Below are 20,109 nucleotides of genomic sequence, written 5' to 3' on the forward strand. Positions count from 1 at the left end.
CCGGAGTTTTTGAAATTCAGTTACGCTTTTGCTGCTTCGGCTTTTTTGCTCTTATCGAACACGCCGCCTTTTAGTGTCTCTGGCAGTGATAGCCATAGAAGACCAGCAAGGATCCATACGATTGGTGAACCCCACATTGCGGTTTGTAGGTCGGTACGCTCTTGGATGAAGATAAGTACCATTGGTGCCCACATACCGAGGATACGACCACCGTGGAATAGCGCCGCGCCGTAGCTACGTAGGTGTGCTGGGAACAGTTCTGAGAAGTAACCACCCCATACCGCTGAAGAAGACAGGCCGAAGTTGTAAATCAGACCAAGTAGAGCCAGCATGTTTAGGCCGCCAATCACCATGTCGCCAGGTGCAACAAAGAAGATTGAAACCATGATGCCCGCTAGGATGAAGCCAAATGCGTTCACCTTACGACCGAATTTGTCAGCTACCCAACCCCAGAACCACGCACCAAACAGTGAACCAAACGCTGAGATAGAGAAGATGAGACCGATGGTTGCACCGTCGAACATACGTACATCACGTAGGTATGTGGTTACGAAGCCACCAAAGAATTGGAAACCGTAGAAGTTAAGGCCAGCCAGTAATAGACACGTTAGTGTGATCTTACGGTAAGGCTTGCTTAGCATTTCGCCCCAAGAGCCTTTTTTCGCTGGTGCATTTGATTCTTCTGCTTTTGCTTGCTCTTCTTCACCGTAAGCAATTACTTTGCTGTCGCTAGGTAGTACAAAGATCATGACCACAGCGGCTGCCAATGGTGGGATACCACCAACAAGCATTAGGCTTTCCCATGGTGCATCGATGCTTGCAATAAATGCTGCATACGCACCCATTACCATCAGTGCTACAGAGAACATAGAAGACGCGAATGCCGTCAACTTACCACGTACCGTTGGCGTAAATAGGCCGATCATCAAGCTTACTGCCACGGTGAAGTAACCACCCAGTGACAAACCAATGATGAAACGCATTGCTGCCCATGTTGTGTAGTCGGTGAACATCATATTGATGATCGTTGCGCCACCGTTTAGGGCTGTGATGGTAATAAGAGTGGATTTCTTACCAAATTTTGTTGCGAACCAAGCACAGCTCAATGCACCGATAAGTGCACCAACCGACTGCCATGTATAGAACTGGGCAGTGTCTGACAGGCTAATACCATCATACGCTTCAACGATGTATGGGCGTACGTAGTCAATAATTACAAAGTTATAACAATAGAAAAAGTAACCAACCAGTATCGCTAGATAGGCAGCTACCCTTTGAATCATAGGAACTTCGCTCATGTGTCTTTTGGCATTCATGACCGATAAACCTCTATTTCACTTAGGATTTGTTGCTATTCAAACTCAATGAACACGATCTTATTTGGATCATCTTCGATTTCGTGTCGGTGTGAATCATAGTTTTTTTAAGGTCATTAGATCCGTGATCAATATCAATTTTAAAATGAATGCGTACCCAATTAGTGGTTTTTAGTGATGGGAGTCTCATTAAATCGGTCTTTTTGGCATTTTTGAATATATAACCGTCTATATTGGTGATTGTAGTCACATTTATGGTGGGATTATCGTTTAGATATGCTTTTTTAAAGTAATATCCAAGCACAAATAATTAGCACCCAGAATTATGGAAACCCTGAAATGGTTACGTACTCAAGTTTTGTGGTGATTGCGTTATACGTGTTAATCACTATATTAATCAGCTATTTAGTGAATAAGCGCTACAGCAATGGTGGCGACTTTTCTACGGGTGGAAAGCAATTTGGCTGGTTTACGGCAGGTGTTTCGATACTTGCGACTTACATTAGTGCGATGACGTTTGTAGGGATGCCTGGTTGGGTTTATAGCTCTGGCATGGAAGCGATGAGTATTCACCTTAACTATCCCATCGTTATCTTTTTCACTGTTATTTTCTTTGTGCCTGTCTTTTATAAGCTGGGTCTGACTTCGATTTATGAATACCTTGAGCACCGCTTTGGGGTGTACGCAAGAACCATCAACTCGATTGTGTTCATTGTGGTTCAATGTATCTCTGCGGGTGTGATTTTGTATGCCGTGGCGCTGATCTTAGTGCAAGTTCTGCCTATCAGTATTTCTGAAGCCATTATCTACATTAGTATTTTCACCGCTTGCTATACCTATGCGGGCGGGATTTCCACGGTTATCTGGACCGATATGTTGCAATCTGCAGTATTGGTTGCGGGCAGCATCGCTATCTTTGCCATTCTAATGACAGAGATTAATGCGGCAGATTACCTTTCTCGTGATCACCTGAATATCATCAACTTAGACTTTGATTTGGGTGTAGATACCACACTATGGGCTGGCGTGGTTGCTGTGAGCTTTTTGCATTTGAGTGTGTACGGCACCAACCAATTGATCATCCAACGCACGTTAGCGACGAGATGTGAAAAGACCGCGCAGAAATCGATGCTGTTGTGTGGTTACGGTGCGTTTTTCGTGTACTTGTTCTTCGCGGTACTCGGTGTTCTTCTAAGTGTTTTCTATCAAGATCAATCGTTTGAAAACAGCAATGAAGTGATTTTGGATTTCGTCTTCAACCACACTAACCCAATCGTCGTTGGTTTGATCATTTCCGCATTGGCGGCCGCCGCAATGTCGACGCTGGATTCGACCTACAACTCAATGGCGACCGTCGCAACGTTCGATATCTACAAGCGTTTCGTTCGCAAAAGTGCCGATGATGAGCACTACGAAAAAGTCGCGAGAAAGATGAGTTTGCTCGCTGCGGCCATGGTGGTAGTGCCAGCTCTTCTCGCGGTATCGAATGAATCGGTACTCAAAACCATCGCTAGCCTGACTTCTATCTTCGTTGGTATCCGATTGGGTTCATTCGTGCTTGGTTTATTCTGGGCGAAAGCCAATGAGAAAGGCGTGATCGTTGGCAGTATCATGAGTGTGATTGCGGTATTTACTGCGATGTATCTCGACGTGGCTTGGCCGTGGTTCGCGCCAATTGGTACGTTCGTCTTCCTTTTGTTTGGTGTGTTAGTGAGTCGTCGTTGGGGCGCGGTGACTGCCGAGCAACAAATCTTTATCAATAATCAAAAACATCTTTTTGCAAAGCCAACCGCAAGCCATTACGGATTGTTGGTGTTCGCTGTGGCGACCATCGCTGCTTGTATGGTTCTCCCTGATTGGCTTTATGCTGCATTGTCGTAATAGGTAAGTTTATGCTGTCCATCTTTGATATTTACAAGATTGGTGTGGGCCCTTCTAGCTCTCACACCAATGGTCCAATGATCGCGGGTTACCACTTCACTCGTTTGATTGAATCGAACTTGGCAAAAGTGGTTCGTATTCAGGTCGATTTATACGGCTCACTCTCGTTAACGGGGATTGGTCACCATACTGACCGTGCAACCATTTTGGGTCTGTTGGGTAACAAACCAGATACCATCAAAATCGCTTCTGCGAATAAAGCGATGCGCAAGGCGATTGAAGAGGGCATGATGTCTGTCGATGGCCGTCATGAAATCGAATTCAACTACAAAACGGACATGTTGTTCCATGAAGAGAACCTTCCTCTGCATGAGAATGGAATGACGATTACTGCGTTAGATGCGCACGGCAATCAGGTTGGGTTTGAAACTTACTACTCTATCGGTGGTGGTTTCATCGCAACGGCGGATGAACTGCAAAATGGCAGTGCGACTGCACCCGTAGAAGTAGAGTTCCCATTCTCCAGTGCAGACGAAATGTTGGCACAGGCTGAGAAGAATGGCATGAGCCTCGGCGGCATGATTCTGAAAAACGAACAAGCATTTCAGGATATGGAAGCCATTAATCAACGCGCAGAACAGATCTGGCGTGTGATGACGCGTTGCATGGAGCGTGGTTTCGAGACAGAAGGTATCTTGGACGGCGGCTTGAACGTGACCCGCCGTGCGCCTAACTTGCTGAAGAAGCTTGAAGCAAATGCAGCAATTGAAAACGATCCAATGGAAATCATGGATTGGATTAACCTGTTTGCTTTTGCTGTGAGTGAAGAAAACGCGGCTGGTGGACAAGTCGTAACGTCGCCAACCAATGGTGCGGCGGGTGTGATTCCAGCGGTATTGATGTACTACCATCGCTTCATCAAAGAGCTCGATACTAAACAGCTTAAAGACTTCCTTGCTGTATCCGGTGCGATTGGCATTTTGTACAAAACTAATGCGTCTATCTCGGGTGCCGAAGTGGGTTGTCAGGGCGAAGTTGGCGTGTCTTCTTCCATGGCGGCAGCTGGCTTGACCGCGCTGCGTGGTGGCAGCAATGAGCAAATTTGTATTGCGGCTGAGATTGCGATGGAGCACTCACTAGGCATGACTTGTGACCCAATTGGGGGCTTAGTGCAAGTTCCGTGTATTGAGCGTAATGCGATGGGTGCAATGAAAGCGATCAATGCTTCTCGCATGGCATTAAAGCGTAATAGTAAATGTTTGATCTCGTTGGATAAGGTGATTGAAACCATGTACCAAACGGGCAAGGACATGAACAAGAAATACCGCGAGACGTCACTGGGTGGGTTAGCTTTGATTCACCTAGCGCCGCCTTGCGAATAATGAGTTAGGCACATCTAACCAACAAAAAAGCCGAAGCACTGAGATGCATCGGCTTTCCTTTTTTGGAGCGTTTATAACTTAGCTATGCGTTTGCTCACCTTTTGGTGTGCTTTGGTTTGGTTGATAGTGCAAAATCACCATCGAGGTGGGTGACAGCAAGACTTCGCCTTCAGCATGTCCTGGGTTGAGATTACGTACGTTTGTATCACAGATCGTCACCCATTCTTGCTTTCGCTCATTGGGGAGCTTAAAGCGAGCTGTGGCGTTAGTTTGGTTGATGAGGTAGACCAGCTCTTGCCCTTCTTTACCGATACCAAGGTGAAGTGCGACAGAGCTTAAACGGTTCCAATCATCGTGCTCCATTAAGCGACCGTCTGTACGGCGCCAGAAAATACGGTTGTTATTGCGATTCTCGCCACTGAAAGCTCGGATAAATGGCAACATGTATTGATTTCGGTTGGCGACCATTTGTGACATCCATGCTTTGAAATGTTGCTTACGTTCTGTCTCTTCCCAGTTCAGCCAACTGGTTTCGTTATCTTGGCAATAGGCATTATTGTTACCGCCTTGGGTGTGAGACAGAACATCAGCAGTGAGAATGTGTGGGATACCGAAGGCAAACAGCAAGCTAGCAATAAGGTTGCGTTTTTGCTTTTCACGCGTGGCGATAATCATCAGATTTTCCGTCTCGCCTTCAACACCGTAGTTTTCTGAACGATTGTCACCGTGACCGTCGCGATTTTCTTCGCCATTGGCTTCGTTATGTTTGTGCTTGTAAGACACTAAATCTTGCAGTGTGAAGCCATCGTGATACGTGATGTAATTTACGGTGAGTTTGTATGGCCAGTTCGCTGCACTATAAATGTCACGAGAGCCCATTAATCGAGTGGCAAACTCTTTTAAATAGCCTTGATCACCGCGCCAAAAACTGCGGGAAATATCACGCAGTTTGTCATTACATTCGTTCCAACCAAATGGAAAGTTACCCACTTGGTAGCCATTTGGACCAATATCCCAAGGTTCGGCAATCAATTTGGTTTCACGCAAAATTGGGTCTTGCGCAACGGCTTTAAAGAAAGCTGCTTCTGGGTTGTAATCATCGCCCTGTCGACCTAACGTTGCAGCCAAGTCAAAACGGAAGCCATCGACTTTAAATTCGCTAACCCAGTAGCGCAATGTATCCATCACAAGGTTTAAGGCTGGTTGGTAGGTGAGATCCACTGTATTTCCGCAGCCAGTGTAATTGGCGAAGTGGTTGCCATGTTTGATGTAAAAACAGGAATCGAGGGCCTTCAGGTTGAAAATTGTAGGCCCTTCACCACCTTCAGCAGTGTGGTTGTAAACCACGTCGAGAATCACCTCAATGCCGTTTTTATGCAATTCGCGAATTGTTGTTTTTAATTCCGTAACGGCGTCTTGTTCTGCGTAGCGCGGATCGGGCACCATAAAGAGATAAGGGTTGTATCCCCAATAATTGACCTTTTCCATCTCTAGTAGATGAGGCTCATGCATGCATGCTGCGACAGGTAGCAATTGCAGCGTGTTGATGTTTTGCTGTTTGTAAAAGGCCAGCATTTCAGGTGATGCAAGACCTAAATAGCGCCCCCTCAGCTTGTCCTCAACCTCTGGGTGGCGTTGGGTAAGCCCTTTGACGTGCGTCTCAAACAACACCATCTCTTCTCTGGGTATACGCGGGTGATCCGTGTTTTGCCAATCAAAATCATCTTCGATAACGACGCACTTCGGCATATCGAAACTTTTGGCTGGAGAGTAGGGAGGATGATAGTGGAGGGCTTTATCTATTGATTTTGCGTACGGATCAGAAATTAACAGTGGCTCGTCCTTGTGGGAGACAAGGTAACCGTATTTTTGCCCCGGCTTAATATCTGGAATAAAAGTATGACGTATGCCAGCGTATTCATTCGGTAAACCGTGAAGCTCGTAGCTGCCATCGTCTGCAAACAATGCCAGTTGAATGTCTTTTACGCCCGGAGCATGAATAGAGAAGTTGCAGCCTTCTTTATTCAATGTTGCGCCCAGCGGGTAGGGGCGAGAGAGAAGTCGTGTCATCGGAGATACTTTATTTAATATTTATTGCTACCTTTAGGAAACTATAAGTTAAAAACTTTGTCTTACTAAGGTCAACCACCCTAAATATAAAAATATTCGTGTAATTTAATTACTTTATGTGACGGCTTAGAGTCAAAAATATGAAATGGCTATCACTTTGTAGCGGCTCAAAACCGAACAAACTTACTAATTCCTCCCTAGATTGGTGATCTGACTCGAAAAAACACCATTCGGTAAATTTTCTACTCCCTTCTCATCCCCCTTAAATTAGTTTAGGGCGGAGGAAGTCATCCTTGTACGCCTCGGGTAATCTCACAACTGTTGAAACAAACGGGGATTCGTTCCCATCTTACCTCTCTTTCTTTAGGTGTGTTTTTACTGCCTATATTCACCTAAAAGAGTGAGCAGGGAAGACAGAATTATAAATACCCTTAATGGAGTTAAGAATGAAAAAAGTAAGTGCAATTGCTGCTGCTGTAGCTGCAACTTTAGCTGCTGGTTCTGCATTCGCAGTGGATTTCCACGGTTACATGCGTGCTGGCGTTGGCGTGAACGCTGACGGTGGTCAACAATTAACATTCGAAAAGAACAAGATCGGTCGTCTAGGTAATGAAAGCGATATCTACGGCGAGATTCAACTAGGTAAAGAAGTTTACAACAACAACGGCAAAACGTTCTACGTAGACTCTATGGTTGCAATGACTTCTAACGGTTCAAACGACTGGGAAAGCACTTCTGCTAACTGTGGTTTGGATAACGGCGAAGTGAAATGTGTAGACGATGCACAATTCGCACTACGTCAGTTCAACGTTCAAGCTAAAGGCCTACTAAACTTTGCTCCTGAAGCAACGCTTTGGGCAGGTAAACGCTACTACCAACGTCACGACATTCATATCTCTGACTTCTACTACTGGAACATCTCTGGCGCGGGCGCTGGTGTTGAAGGTATCGAAGCTGGTCCTGGTAAAGTTTCTTTCGCTTGGGTTCGTAACGACCGCGGCGATATCGCAGACCCAGGCAACGATGGCGGCGCAACAAACGTAAACACTCTAGACGTACGTTACGCAGGTCTTCCTCTATGGGACAACGGCTCTCTAGAAATGGGCTTGAACTACGCAATTCTTAACGAAACTGACGCTGCGCCAAACGGCACTAAAGATGCGAAAAACGGCGTAATGTTCACAGCAGAATTGACTCAAGGTCTAGACGCTGGTTTCAACAAAACAGTGCTTCAGTACGGTACTGAAGGTTACTCAAAAACAATGGCATTCTACGGCGACGGTAGCTGGTACGGCGCAGAAGCTGACAACGGTGCATCTGGTTACCGCCTAATCAACTGGGGTGTAATCGGCATGGGCGACAGCTGGGAAATGGGTCACCAGTTAGTGTACGGTGTTGGTGAAGACATGTGGGCTGGCCAAGACAAGTGGGAAACAATGTCTGTTGTTGTTCGTCCAATGTACAAATGGGATGACAACCACAAAACTATTTTCGAAGCTGGTTACGCTATCGACGATAACGACGGCGAAGAAAACAAATACGGTAAGCTAACTGTTGCTCAAGCATGGTCTGCTGGCTCTAGCTTCTGGGCTCGTCCTGAAATCCGTGTTTACGCTTCTTACCTAACGGCTGACAAAGAAGACAACTCAAACACATTTGACAACGGTCGTTCAGACGATACGTTCCAGTTCGGTGTACAAGCTGAAGCTTGGTGGTAATCATCTAACCACTAAGTCCTAAATTGTCCTAGAATGATACAGCCAGAACTTATCTGGCTGTATTTATTTAAAAAACAATAAAGAGTCGAGGTAGACAGTAATGAAAAAATGGCTTGCTCCCGTACTGCTGGGCATGTTGGCTACTGGTTGTGCGTCTGTAGAACAAGTAGAGATGAGTCCAAAAGGTCAGCAACAAGTGATCACGCAATCGGGTGATATTCAATGGGTACCGCTTAACGTGCCTGTGGTTACTGAATTCGCTTTGACTGATAAAAGCCAAATGTTGTTGGATGGTAACAGTGCTGGCGCTATTGCAGCGTTTGCTCTTCCAGGTAACCGTGGCAGTCTCGATATCAAATTAGAGACATTCGTAAGTAAAGAACTTCAATTTTATGCTCCTAATGTTGCAGTGATGAACTCGGCAGGAGAAACCATTTACCAAGCAGATTTTTCAAAGTTTAAGTACGAACCAGCAAAACTGTTGGACAATGATAAATTCGTACTTGATCTCAATGTGATTCCAGACATGACAGGTAACGATCTGCATGTGTTGGTTTACACGACTTCCGCCGATCTAAAAGGAAGTACACAAGTTTTACACCCTGCAAAAGCCTTCGCCATGGCGCGCCACACTCAGCCGCCAGATATTGCAGACCCTCTAGCGAAACATAGCCCACTTGGTCAGTTCCGCTTTTCGGTATCCGCGAATGATATTGTGAATACTAAGATTGTTGCGAAAAACGATAACATTCCCCAAGGTACGGACCTTACTAGCTACTACTACAGCTCAATTGAAGCAGCAGTCGCAGCGAATGATATTCCGAAAGCGCTCACTTTGCTTGATGAAGCAAAAGAACTGGGTATCGAAGGTGCGCAACAAGTGTTTGTGAAAGCCGTAAATAGAAAATAATCAGATAAAAAAGGTCAGCGAAATGCTGACCTTTTTCATAGAAAATAAACCAATAAAAATACCCCTACATAGAGTTACCTTATTCACATAATTATTTTTATTACTTTGTTTTTTATATAGGTTGGATCAATAATTAATGGCAGTTCCTAATTTATTTTGTGTACTTAGGAAATAAACAAACTTCTCGAAGTGATTTAAATTCACAATCTGACGATATTTATTTGGCGTTTGATATTTCCATTTTAATAACGATTAATATTTCTTTTAACCGTTGAGTTTATTTTGCTTTGGATATACTAAAAAGGAATTACGTGAAATGAACATGATGAAGACCTCTCTTGCTGCTGCTCTACTTGTTGCCTTAGTGGGTTGTCAATCGACTGCAGAACCAGAAGCGGCCGCAGAGCCTGTTGTTAATATGTCTCAAGACGAAGTGGTTGCTTTCATGAAAGCGTGTGACAACCCAGATAGCACAGCGAAAGGACCTATTTCTAAACCACTATTTGTGGTGGGTACTTTTGCGGATTCCGATTGGAAACACGTGCCTCAGCGTCAATACACCTACAAAGGGAATAATTTCTACCAAGCCGTGGTTCAAGAAAAAGTAGGCTCCTACAAAATGCAGTATGCGACCGAGTTGTGGTTCCCACAATTTACCGCAAAAGGTAATAGAATGAACGTTGGTGAATTAACACCATTAACATTTGGTGGTTACGGTACGGATACTTCGGTTGATATTAAAGAAGATGGTAAATATGTATGGAGTCTTCAGTTTGAAGGAAAAGGCAAACCTGTTCATGTCATGGTAAATAAGTGCCAATAATATTCAATTCAATTATTTAAAATCTATTTTTATTTATTAACCCCTGCATGAAACACATGTCGGGGTTAATTTTATTACTCAAATTTCCGTAGTTTATTTGAGTAAGTTAGGGAGAATAAAATGCTTAATATCCTACGTAACCATCGCCTGTCTCGATCGTTGCTTGCGTTAAGTGTGATTGGTGCTTTATCTGCGTGTAATTCTTCTGGTGGTGGCGACACTAATAGCAGCACTCCGCTACCGGATACCAGTTATGCTTGCCAAGCCAATGTCATGGCGCAAAGTAACCAACTTCGTACTTATCAAATCATGGTAGAGAGTTTTGTGGATGGTGATGCGAACATTGGTCACGGTACAGGTTATGGCACCAGCCATCATAACGGCGATTTGCAAGGAGTGATTGATTCACTCGATTACATCCAAGATTTAGGGATGAACGCGATTTGGTTGACGCCAGTATTTGAATCGGAAGCGATAGCGGGCCAAGAACACTGGGCCGATCGTCTGGATGCCACGGGCTACTTTGCAACGGATTACTTCACCATTGATCCACGTTTTGGTGATTTAGAAACGGCGAGAACCTTGGTCGAGGAAGCACACAAACGCGGCTTATACGTGTTTTTTGATGGTGTATTTGGTCATCACAAAGATGGTTTGATCAAACCATCTCCTTCCGGTTTGTTGCCATCGGGATCGAGCAATCCCGTTGATTACCCGGCCAGTCTCGATTTCTACAAAGAAGTGGCAACGTATTGGATCAAAGAACTGAAGATTGACGGCTGGCGTTTAGATCAAGCCTATCAAGTTCCGACAGACGCTTGGACACAACTTCGTAAAGCCGTCGATGAAGCCTCACAAAGTGTGACGTACACCAATAGCAAAGGCGAACAAGTGAATCCGTTGGGTTACATGGTGGCAGAGATTTGGAAAGGGGAGTCTGAAATCGCGAATGAGGCGTATGGATCGAACAGCGATCCAGCATTGTGCTCTGCGTTTGACTTCCCTATGCGATATCGCATCGTTGAAACTTTGGCCGTGAATGAGAGCGGCGTGGGTGGTCGCGGTGCGGATTGGTTAGACAACGGCTACAGCACACACAACCAATATCCAACACATGCGCAGCCGAATTTGATGATCGGCAACCATGATTTAGTGCGCTTTGGTGACTTGTTACAGCGCGGAAACTTGGCGGATATGAATGATGCAGAATATTGGTTACGCCATAAAGCCGCGTTTGCTTTCCAAGCGGCGTACACAGGGCCAATCACGTTGTACTACGGTGATGAAATCGGGGATCAAGTGGATGGTTTTGCCGTAAAAGAAGACAACAGCACCTGCGCCATTCAAGGTTTGTGCGATGATCACGTTGCGCGCAGCAGTGCGAAAATTGAAGGCGTGACGGCGACGCTTGATGCAAACCAAGCCGATCTCAAATCTTATGTGACATCGCTGATGACAATGCGCGATGCGCATCCTGCACTTTATCAGGGGTCACGCACGAATTTAGTTGCGAGTAACGGCAGTTATGTGGATTTGAAACAATCTGGTTCGGACAAAGTCTTGTTTGCGCTAAATACCTTAGAGAGCGCTAGAAGCGTCACTCTTACTCAGGAGAGTGTTGGTACTGGTGAGTTGGTGGATTTGCTCACGAATGAAAAAATTACTCCGAGTAATGGTCAATATCAGATTCTGATGTCGCCACTACAAGGACGATTCTTTGCGGTAAAACCTTAAGGAATTATTCAGAATTGATGCTCACCAGTTGAGCTGACCACAAGCTTTCTTATAAACAAGCCAAGTGTTGTTGCTGACCCCCATAGGCGCACACTTGGCTTTTTTCTGTCTGTTTTACTTTTCCCTTAATGGTTTTGCGACGATGTAGCCAACAAGTTGCTTCGCTTTTTGTATTGGCGTTTGTTTTCAGCAGATGGATATTTGTGAGATAAGCTGCACATTAAAAAGTAAATTAACACTTGTGCAACGTAAAAATGTGACTGAAGGATTACTTATGCCCCACTAATATGTTTATCGTGTTTGGGATTTATATAACTAATGGAAAAGTATAATGAAATCCATAACGAACTCCCTCTGTCTCCTTGCTGCTGTTAGCTCTCCGTTTGCATATAGCCAAATTATCAACGGTGACTTTGAGCAGTGGAATGGCAATGTACCTACGCAGTGGTCAGAGATTGACGCGGGCATTACAGTGTCGCCAAGCAGCGAGCAAATCAAATCGGGTGGTCTGGCTGCCCAGGTCGTCGTGAATACAGGTACCCAAAGCAACACCGACTTTTTGCAAACCATTAATGTGGAGCAAGGGAAAACCTATCCGTTTTCTGTCTCGGTTTATCATACCGAAGGAAATGTAAAAGCACGTCTGGTGGTTGATGGTTATCACAATTACTCGAACCCACAACAGATAAACCAGTGGCAAGAGCTCGCGCACAACTACACAGCGAGCTCGAACAAGACCATCAACGTCGGTTTGCGTTTTTACGATGAAGCCAGTTTTGATGGCTCAGAAGTTGTCTACGTCGATAATTTTCAACCGACTGAGACGAGTACACAACCTCCTGTAGAAAGTTGTAGTGATCATGAGGTGGTTCTTACACTCACGACGGACAACTATGGCTCAGAAACTAGCTGGGAGTTGAAAAATAGCCAAGCGCAAGTGCTTTTCTCTGGTCAGGGGTATGAGTCGTCAACCTCTGTTGAAAAGACCATGTGTTTGGCCGATGGTAACTACCAATTTACGATTCAAGACAGCTATGGCGACGGCATTTGCTGTGGCAATGGTTCGGGGTCTTACGCGTTGAAGGTGGGAGATAAGACTCTTGCTTCTGGCGCTGAATTCTCGAAAAGTGAAACCACCAATTTTAACTTAGGTGACACAACGACGACCCCACCAGTGGTTGATGGTTACTATCAAGCGGCATCTGGTAAGACGGGATACGCTCTAAAAACAGCGTTGTTTAACATTATCAATAATCACTCCAGCCGAGGCTATTCTGCGGTCTGGACCTTGGTAAAAGATGCCGATATTGATCGTTATTACGAAAATGATGGCTCTATTCTCGATATGTATTCTGAAAAGCCATCTGGTAGCGATACAGTAAGCTTTACCAAAGTCACAGACCAATGTGGCCAATACAAAACGGAAGGGGGTTGCTACAACCGTGAGCACTCTTTTCCGAAAAGCTGGTTTGGCGGTAAGGTTGAGCCGATGAACTCAGACGGTCATCACTTGTTTGCAACTGATGGTTATGTAAACGCGAAGCGCAGTAATTGGCCATTTGGTGAAGTGGGCACCGCGACCTACGTGTCTAGTAATGGCTCTAAACTTGGCCAAGCAAGCACTAGTCTGGGCTACTCCGGTACGGTGTTTGAGCCGATCGATGAGTTTAAAGGCGATTTTGCTCGTGCCTATTTCTACATGGCAACCCGCTATGAAAATATTGTAGGTAACTGGGAAGGCAATTCAAGCAATGCGGATGCTGTCCTTGATGGTTCAAGTTCGACGGTTTTTGAACCTTGGATGTTAAACATGCTGAAACGTTGGCACAAAAATGATCCCGTTAGTGAAAAAGAACGAAACCGCAATCAACAAGTGTTTGATTTTCAGGGCAATCGTAATCCATTCATTGATCATCCTGAGTTTGTTGAACAGATTTGGGGAAACTAACACCTTTTTGATTTTGGTATCCACCATTTAGTGACGCCAACAAAACAAAGGGGAAGCGTGATGCTTCCCCTTTTTCATTACGGATGTTTTTAAATGAAACTAGTTTTTCGTTACCGTCACGATTGGCGCCGACTTGTCAGCCGCGTTGAAGTGGAAGTTGTAATTTCCTGCTTCTGCAATCGCAATTTTCAGGTTTGCACTACCGCCACCGACTTCCATCGTTAGCGCTTTACCAAGCTCAACACTGCCTTCGCCACCGAAGTTGGTGTCTGCTGCCCAGTCTGCGCTCGCAACTTTCATCTCGTAGTTGCCCGCCGCTAGGTCAATGTCTAGCGAATAAACGTCATTTGCAACATAGCTGAACTTCGCTGTTGAGTCTTGTGCTGGAGCATCCCATGTAGTGATAGTGCCACGTAAGTAAAGTGCTGTTTCACCGAATGTTGGTGCATCTGCTGACTTGGTCACTGACACGACCGGTTTTTCTACGCTTTCATCTTGAACATGCAGCGCGTTCAGAGTGAAGTTGTACTTACCTGTTTCAGCAACAGACAGCTTACAGTTACCTTCTGAACCTAATTCTAGTGAACCAGAAGCTATATTCGCAGCATCACAACCGATGTTTGGATTTGCCCAACCAGAGTCCGCGAATTTGAACTCGTGTTCACCAACTTCAAGAACGCCAGTTACAGAGTACATACCGTTGCCAATAAAGGTCATCGCCCAATCACTGCTATCAGACCACTCGTTCATCGTGCCTTTCACGTAAACAACAGTTTCGCCGTAAGGAGGAATACTCGATACGTCTTTGTTATCCGTGTTTACTGGTAGGCCAGCACCTTGCGCGCCGTTTTGTGGCTGCACGAATACCGCTGTTGTCAGTGCTGGTACTGTGAACGTTTCATTGGTGAAGCTTGCACCTTTGACGATGTCATCCGCAGAGTTTTGTTGAACTTCATGCAGTTCGAAACCAGTTGCGCCAGCAACTTTGAAAGATTTCTCAGTTGATGTTGAGTTCACAACGGCCACGACAGCATCGTAGTTCGAATCCAAATCGGCACCCGCTGATGTACCATCGTCGATAGACATCACAATCAAGCCTTCCACTTGGTCTTTCCCTACGTTGCGGAAGTCCACACGGTTCATCACTTCTTGCGCGGTATCTAGGCGGAACAGTTCGCTTGTGCTACGGATTTTTAGTAGCTCTAGGAATTGTTGCTTAGTCAGCTCGATGTCGGTTGAATCTGGTTTCGCCGTGCTGTCACCAACGATGGTTTTGATCAGCTCCCAGTTTGCACCGTCTTTGTCTTCACGTGGTAGACCAACGTTCCAGTTATTGTCGCTTCCGTCGAAGAATACACGGTTGAACCAGTCACCAGAATCGTACGAGTCGCGCTGCATAGATTTAGAGCGCAATAGCTCAGAACCCATGTGGATGAATGGAATGCCTTGACCAAGCATCACCGTTGATAGGGACACAGACTGCATACGTGCACGCTCGGCAGATGAAGTGCCTGTCGCAATCTTGTAGGCGTTGTTATCCCACAATGTTTGGTTGTCGTGCTTAGACACGTAAGAGATGTTCTCTGATGGCACTTTTGTGTAGCCTGCAGGCGCACCATTGTAATCAACGTTCTTACCCAGCTTGGTTTCGCCTTTGTAATCAAGAAGGATGTAGTCAGCCAAGTTACCAGCCATACCTAGACGAACCAGATCTTGGTTGTGTAAACGACCATTCACCGACTCTGCGTCAGTTTTGGTTTCTTCGTTAGGGTAAGCGGCGTTACCAAAGCCTTGGTTAAAGCGAAGTGGGTGCTTACCTTCAGAATCTACACCGCCATCAAACGGGCTTCCGCCACGAACTGCGTCACGCAGACGATCAGAGAAAGTACCGATTTCTGTTCCCGCCATGTTGACTTGTGTCGCCTGATCGAAGCGAGCGTTTTGCGCGACTTCACCAAAGTCCCAACCTTCGCCGTAGAACAAGGTATTCGGGTCAATTTCACGGACTTTTTCAAGTGCGTAAACCATCACATCTTTCGGCTGGTGGCCCATAAGGTCAAAACGGAAACCATCGACTTTATAGTCATCCGCCCATACCATCAATGAGTCAACCATTAGTTTACCCATCATCAAGTTCTCGGTTGCGGTGTTATCACAACAGGTTGAGTTTTCGACTCCGCCAGTGTTGACGTTTAGACGGTGGTAGTACCCAGGGACAATCTTATCCAGTACTGATTTTTCGTTCACACCAGATGCATTTGTGTGGTTGTACACGACGTCCATGACCAGTTTCAGATCCATTTTATGCGTCGCTTGAACCATTTCGCGGAACTCAAGAATACGCTTAGACCCGTTAGGATCGGTCGCATAACTGCCTTCCGGCACGGTGTAGTGGTAAGGGTCGTAACCCCAGTTGAAGCTGTCTAGCATGCGAAGATCGTTCATCAACGCTTGTGCTTTGCCCGTTGTTGGGTCGTAGCTATTTAATACCTCTTCAATTACTTTGCCGTCATCTTCGGTCTCACAAATGGAGGCTTCTGGCTTGATGCCACAAAGTTTACCCACGGTGTCGGTGATATCGACTCGCTTGTCAGCGTCTTCATCCACGGTTGCAATATCAAATGCTGGCAAGATATGTAGCGTTGTTAGGCCAGCATCTTTTAAAGCTTGTAAGTGAGATACAGACTCACGCTCAGGTTCTGTAAGCGCCAGATATTTGCCATCAAGACTTGGTGTGCCTTTGCTGTCGTTAAAGCTGAAATCACGAATGTGTGACTCGTAAAGGACGTGGTCTTCGTCTTTTTTAACCGTTGGGCGTGCGTAGTTTTTCCAATCTTGAGGCATTAAGCTTGGATCATCTAAATCAACCACTTGCGAGTATCGTGAGTTCTTAGACAAGCTCATTGAATATGGGTCTGTTACCAAACGCGTTTCAACGACGCCAGTTGTTGGGTGGTATACCTTAACTTGGTAGCGATAATATTTGTTGACAACGTTGCTTTGTGCCTCAGAAACCCAGATACCTGTTGCTGGGTCTTCCGTCATGGCAACGGTCGCTTCTTCTGCTAAGTTTTCATCGTAGATTATCAGATCAACATCTTGGGCAGTTGGTGCCCATAGTTTGAAGGTTGCGGCACCGCCTTCCACAATCGCACCGAGTTCTTGACCGATCGCGTTACCTGTCTTGGAATCGGCAAACACCGCATCCAAAACGCCCGGTTTTTGCACTTCAGTTGCAGAAATGACGTCACCATTTGCGTTGTAAGCCACCATAACGATTTGTGACTTCAGGATCGTACGCAAGGTCGCGTCATCGACATCGATACCCGCAGCTTGAAGGCTAGCAAGGTGACGGAAGCGTGATTTCAGACCATCAGACAACTCACCAGCCTTTGTCAGCTCAACCGCTGTACCGCCAGAGATTTGCTTATCTTCATCCATTTTGATGTCATTGCTAAGGCTGTAGAACAGCTTCATGGAATCCGCATTGGCCGCCGCTTCCCACGCGATGGTGTTGGCATCTAGCCAATGCGCTTTTTGACCATCAATATCAACAGGGCGTTCTTCGATTGGCTCGTAGTAAAGCTCACTGCTGCCGTGGAAGCCAAACAACCCTTTAGATTCGCCGATTTTCGTCAGCTCCACTTTTGAGTTTGCACTGCCGAATGCTTTCTCATCACCTTTGTGCAGAATGAAGTTCATGCATTCGTGTGGGTCAGAGGCATCTGGGTTCACTTTCAGTACGTAGTAAGCACCGTAGGTGTCGTTGATGCCATCGAATGGGTGTGGCGCAGACCAATCCGTTCCTGTTCCCGGAATGCCCATTGCGTCTAAATCTGTGCTGGTACAGCCCTCACCGTTCCATAGGTGCAAGCCCCAACCTTCGTAGTCGCTTGCTGTTGAAGCTGATGCTACATCACGTTTGTAATAAATGACGACTTCGTTCTCTCCCGCAGGGTACAAGCCTGAGCCAGGGTTCGTCGTATCTTCGTTCGTGCTATCACTACCACAACCGCTGATTACCGCGACGGAAATCAAAGGCAGTACGGTTTTGGCAATTGTTGATAATTTAAATGTCTTATTGTCCACGTTTACAAATCCATTGTTATTGAATTGATATTGAGCTGCGCGCTGCCTTCGCTGACTCAATCATCAAGAAGGTTTTGCACACGCTAGAAAGGCAGATGCCAAAAAAGGAAATGTTCAATTAGATGCTAATACACTGAATCATCAGCAAAATGTGAGAGCAGGCTGTTAAGTTTTTTACAGATGCAAATTTTCTGTCACAGTCGATTTTGTTCACAAATTAAATAATAAAACAGGCGCATAGTGAGAGATTCTGCACATCATTAAAATGTAAATTTTTATGGGATGAGTAAGGGGGGATGATAGGGGATGAGAATGCCTCAGCCCCAAAACCGTGATTAAGTTCTATAAAAATGAGGGCTATATTTTTCTTTTAAAAATAAGTTGCAGTGATGTTGAATAAAATACCGCCATTAAGTCTTCGCAAGCTTCAGATTTTCGCTAAGTGGTCGTTATATAATGAAGGTAGTCGGCGTTATGTCGGCGCGTAATCATAAGATTTCCCTGAAAGGGAGTTGAATTGGGCCCTGAAACCAAAAGAGGCTATTTATGAGTAGTATGGGCATTGCCATTGCGGCAACTGGCCTTTCACTCGTCCTGATATTTGTGTGGATGATCTCGTTGTCGATGCGGAAACAGAGACTCGAGGCAGAGAGGAAAGCTCGCGAAGCCGCTTATCGAAAGGCGATGCATAAAGCGCGAGAGCAAGAGCGTAAAGAGCGAGAGTTCAAAGCAGAAACCGGGCATATCCCCACCATTTTATTTCTAGCGAAAGAAGCCGAAAAGGACAACATTCGCCAAGCGCTGTATTGGTATGATAAAGCCGCTAAACTAGACAATGTGACGGGGATGTACGGCATTGTTCGCTTAAGTGAACGCATGCGCGAAGATGTGATTTTAAAAGAGCAGGCAAACTTCTGGCGTACCGCAATTGCGGGAATGGAAGGGGATACCGAAGCGAAATTTTCGACGGGCAAGGCCTTGGTCTTTGGTCGAGGAACTGAAAAAAATATCCCAAAAGGTAACCAACTGATTGAAACTGCCGCCGAAGAAGGCTGCATTGATGCCATGATTTATATGGGGGAATGGCAGCTTTCACCAGACAATAGTGCAGGACGCAGTGCAGATGCGCTTTACTGGTTTATGAAAGCGGCGGAAAAAGACAGTGCGGATGGCAAGATCCAAGTCGGCTTATGTTACCTAAATGGCATTGGTACAGAAAAAAGCATGGTTAAAGGTTGCTACTGGCTGGAACGGGCCGCGGAAAGTGGCAGTGCTAAAGCGATGTATCATGCTGGCGAAGCGTGGAAGGATAAAGGTAAAACGGGTAATGCAATTGCTTACGTTTGGCTGTTTCTTGCTGCCAATATGGGCTACCAACCTGCACGTACGTTGCGTGATGAAGTGGCAACCAATATTGGTGTTGATGTTGTCGTTGGATTGCAGTCCATAGCGAAGCCGTTGCAAAGAAAGCTGGCATCAGGAATGGTGAGAAAGCACTCTATTATTCGAGCCCTTAACAAAGTGTACAAACGCGAAGCGTATTTTCCTGCGGAAGAGGAGCTCAATGCGGTGTTGAATGATGAGAATAAAGACGCCTCCGAAGCTTGGGAGGAGGCATCAACACTAGATTTTCAGCCTAACATGACAACGGTAACAGCAGAAGACCAGGCAAGCACATCGCCCAACGAAAAAAAGCTCTCTAAAGAGGCGCTCGATTTCACTCAAAACTTCCTTCAACCATAACCTATCTTATCCAGAAGCCTCAAGAGTGAGGCTTTTCTTTTGCTCTTTTGCCAGTATCTCTATCAGTCACGACAACAGAATGTAAACTTACTTAAGCAGTCATTTTACTGATGTGCATACTATTTATGCGATTTTTCAACATATTTTTAGTACTTAACTAAGATGGGATCTGTTTACCTTAAAAAAGAGGTTTTTCCCTCTTTATTTACTTCCGCTATTGGGCTTAGATCAAGCCTTTTCAATTGATAGTAATAATGATTGAAGAGCAATACTTGATGCCCCGATTTATAGGTGAATAGTACTCATTACTTTATCTAATAATGTAAATTAAAAAATGTATTATAAATCTTAAATTGTTCTTTTATATTTAGGTGTCGATTATTGATTTTATGATTAATTAGGCGCAAGATAACGTAAAAATAAAATAGCATAGTTAATATGCAGAATTACACTAGGAAGTAACTTTTTCATTACATGTTTCATAATAAATAGAGA

11 protein-coding genes are annotated in these 20,109 nt (G+C 45.3%); 8 read left to right on the top strand and 3 right to left on the bottom strand.

The annotated features are described in order from the left end of the window. Positions 1–20: 20 nt before the first annotated feature. Positions 21–1,316: an MFS transporter gene (locus tag R7P35_RS00580; protein ID WP_017634479.1), complete on the bottom strand. Its 1,296-nt coding sequence runs from the start codon at positions 1,314–1,316 to the stop codon at positions 21–23. Between the two features lie 339 nt (positions 1,317–1,655). On the opposite strand from R7P35_RS00580, the gene R7P35_RS00585 reads away from it, so the two are divergent. Together R7P35_RS00585 and R7P35_RS00590 are read left to right on the top strand one after the other, a co-directional pair. Beyond that, positions 1,656–3,197 (top strand): sodium:solute symporter, encoded by a 1,542-nt coding sequence (locus tag R7P35_RS00585; RefSeq protein WP_005374777.1) that lies wholly within the window; start codon positions 1,656–1,658, stop codon positions 3,195–3,197. A gap of 11 nt (positions 3,198–3,208) precedes the next feature. Beyond that, on the top strand, positions 3,209–4,579 hold the full coding sequence (locus R7P35_RS00590; RefSeq protein ID WP_005383410.1) for an L-serine ammonia-lyase: 1,371 nt from the start codon (positions 3,209–3,211) through the stop codon (positions 4,577–4,579). Positions 4,580–4,657: 78 nt separating this feature from the next. Here R7P35_RS00590 and glgX read toward each other — a convergent pair whose 3' ends face one another. Beyond that, entirely contained in the window at positions 4,658–6,649 is a 1,992-nt protein-coding gene (gene glgX, locus R7P35_RS00595) for a glycogen debranching protein GlgX (protein WP_318091557.1), read from the bottom strand. Between the two features lie 446 nt (positions 6,650–7,095). Here glgX and R7P35_RS00600 point away from each other — a divergent pair, with 446 nt between their 5' ends. The 5 genes from R7P35_RS00600 (at position 7,096) to R7P35_RS00620 (ending at position 13,782) form a co-directional block, all read left to right on the top strand. Then, entirely contained in the window at positions 7,096–8,367 is a 1,272-nt protein-coding gene (locus R7P35_RS00600; protein WP_005374784.1) for a maltoporin, read from the top strand. Between the two features lie 100 nt (positions 8,368–8,467). Further along, complete coding sequence (locus R7P35_RS00605) at positions 8,468–9,277, top strand: MalM family protein (protein WP_005374786.1); 810 nt, start codon at positions 8,468–8,470, stop codon at positions 9,275–9,277. 316 nt (positions 9,278–9,593) lie between these two features. Next, entirely contained in the window at positions 9,594–10,100 is a 507-nt protein-coding gene (locus R7P35_RS00610) for a hypothetical protein (RefSeq protein WP_005374788.1), read from the top strand. A 120-nt stretch (positions 10,101–10,220) separates the two neighbouring features. Beyond that, entirely contained in the window at positions 10,221–11,834 is a 1,614-nt protein-coding gene (locus tag R7P35_RS00615) for an alpha-amylase family glycosyl hydrolase (RefSeq protein WP_054574871.1), read from the top strand. Between the two features lie 331 nt (positions 11,835–12,165). Next, complete coding sequence (locus tag R7P35_RS00620; RefSeq protein ID WP_258458245.1) at positions 12,166–13,782, top strand: endonuclease; 1,617 nt, start codon at positions 12,166–12,168, stop codon at positions 13,780–13,782. A 99-nt stretch (positions 13,783–13,881) separates the two neighbouring features. Here the strand turns inward: R7P35_RS00620 and pulA are convergent, their stop codons facing one another. After that, positions 13,882–17,871, bottom strand: a complete 3,990-nt coding sequence (gene pulA / locus R7P35_RS00625; protein ID WP_169628762.1) for a pullulanase-type alpha-1,6-glucosidase — start codon at positions 17,869–17,871, stop codon at positions 13,882–13,884. Positions 17,872–18,417: 546 nt separating this feature from the next. On the opposite strand from pulA, the gene R7P35_RS00630 reads away from it, so the two are divergent. Further along, complete coding sequence (locus tag R7P35_RS00630) at positions 18,418–19,614, top strand: tetratricopeptide repeat protein (protein ID WP_025768647.1); 1,197 nt, start codon at positions 18,418–18,420, stop codon at positions 19,612–19,614. Positions 19,615–20,109: the final 495 nt, after the last annotated feature.

It is taken from the genome of Vibrio sp. Vb0304 (genome assembly GCF_033338995.1).
GTDB classification, from domain to species: domain Bacteria; phylum Pseudomonadota; class Gammaproteobacteria; order Enterobacterales; family Vibrionaceae; genus Vibrio; species Vibrio alginolyticus.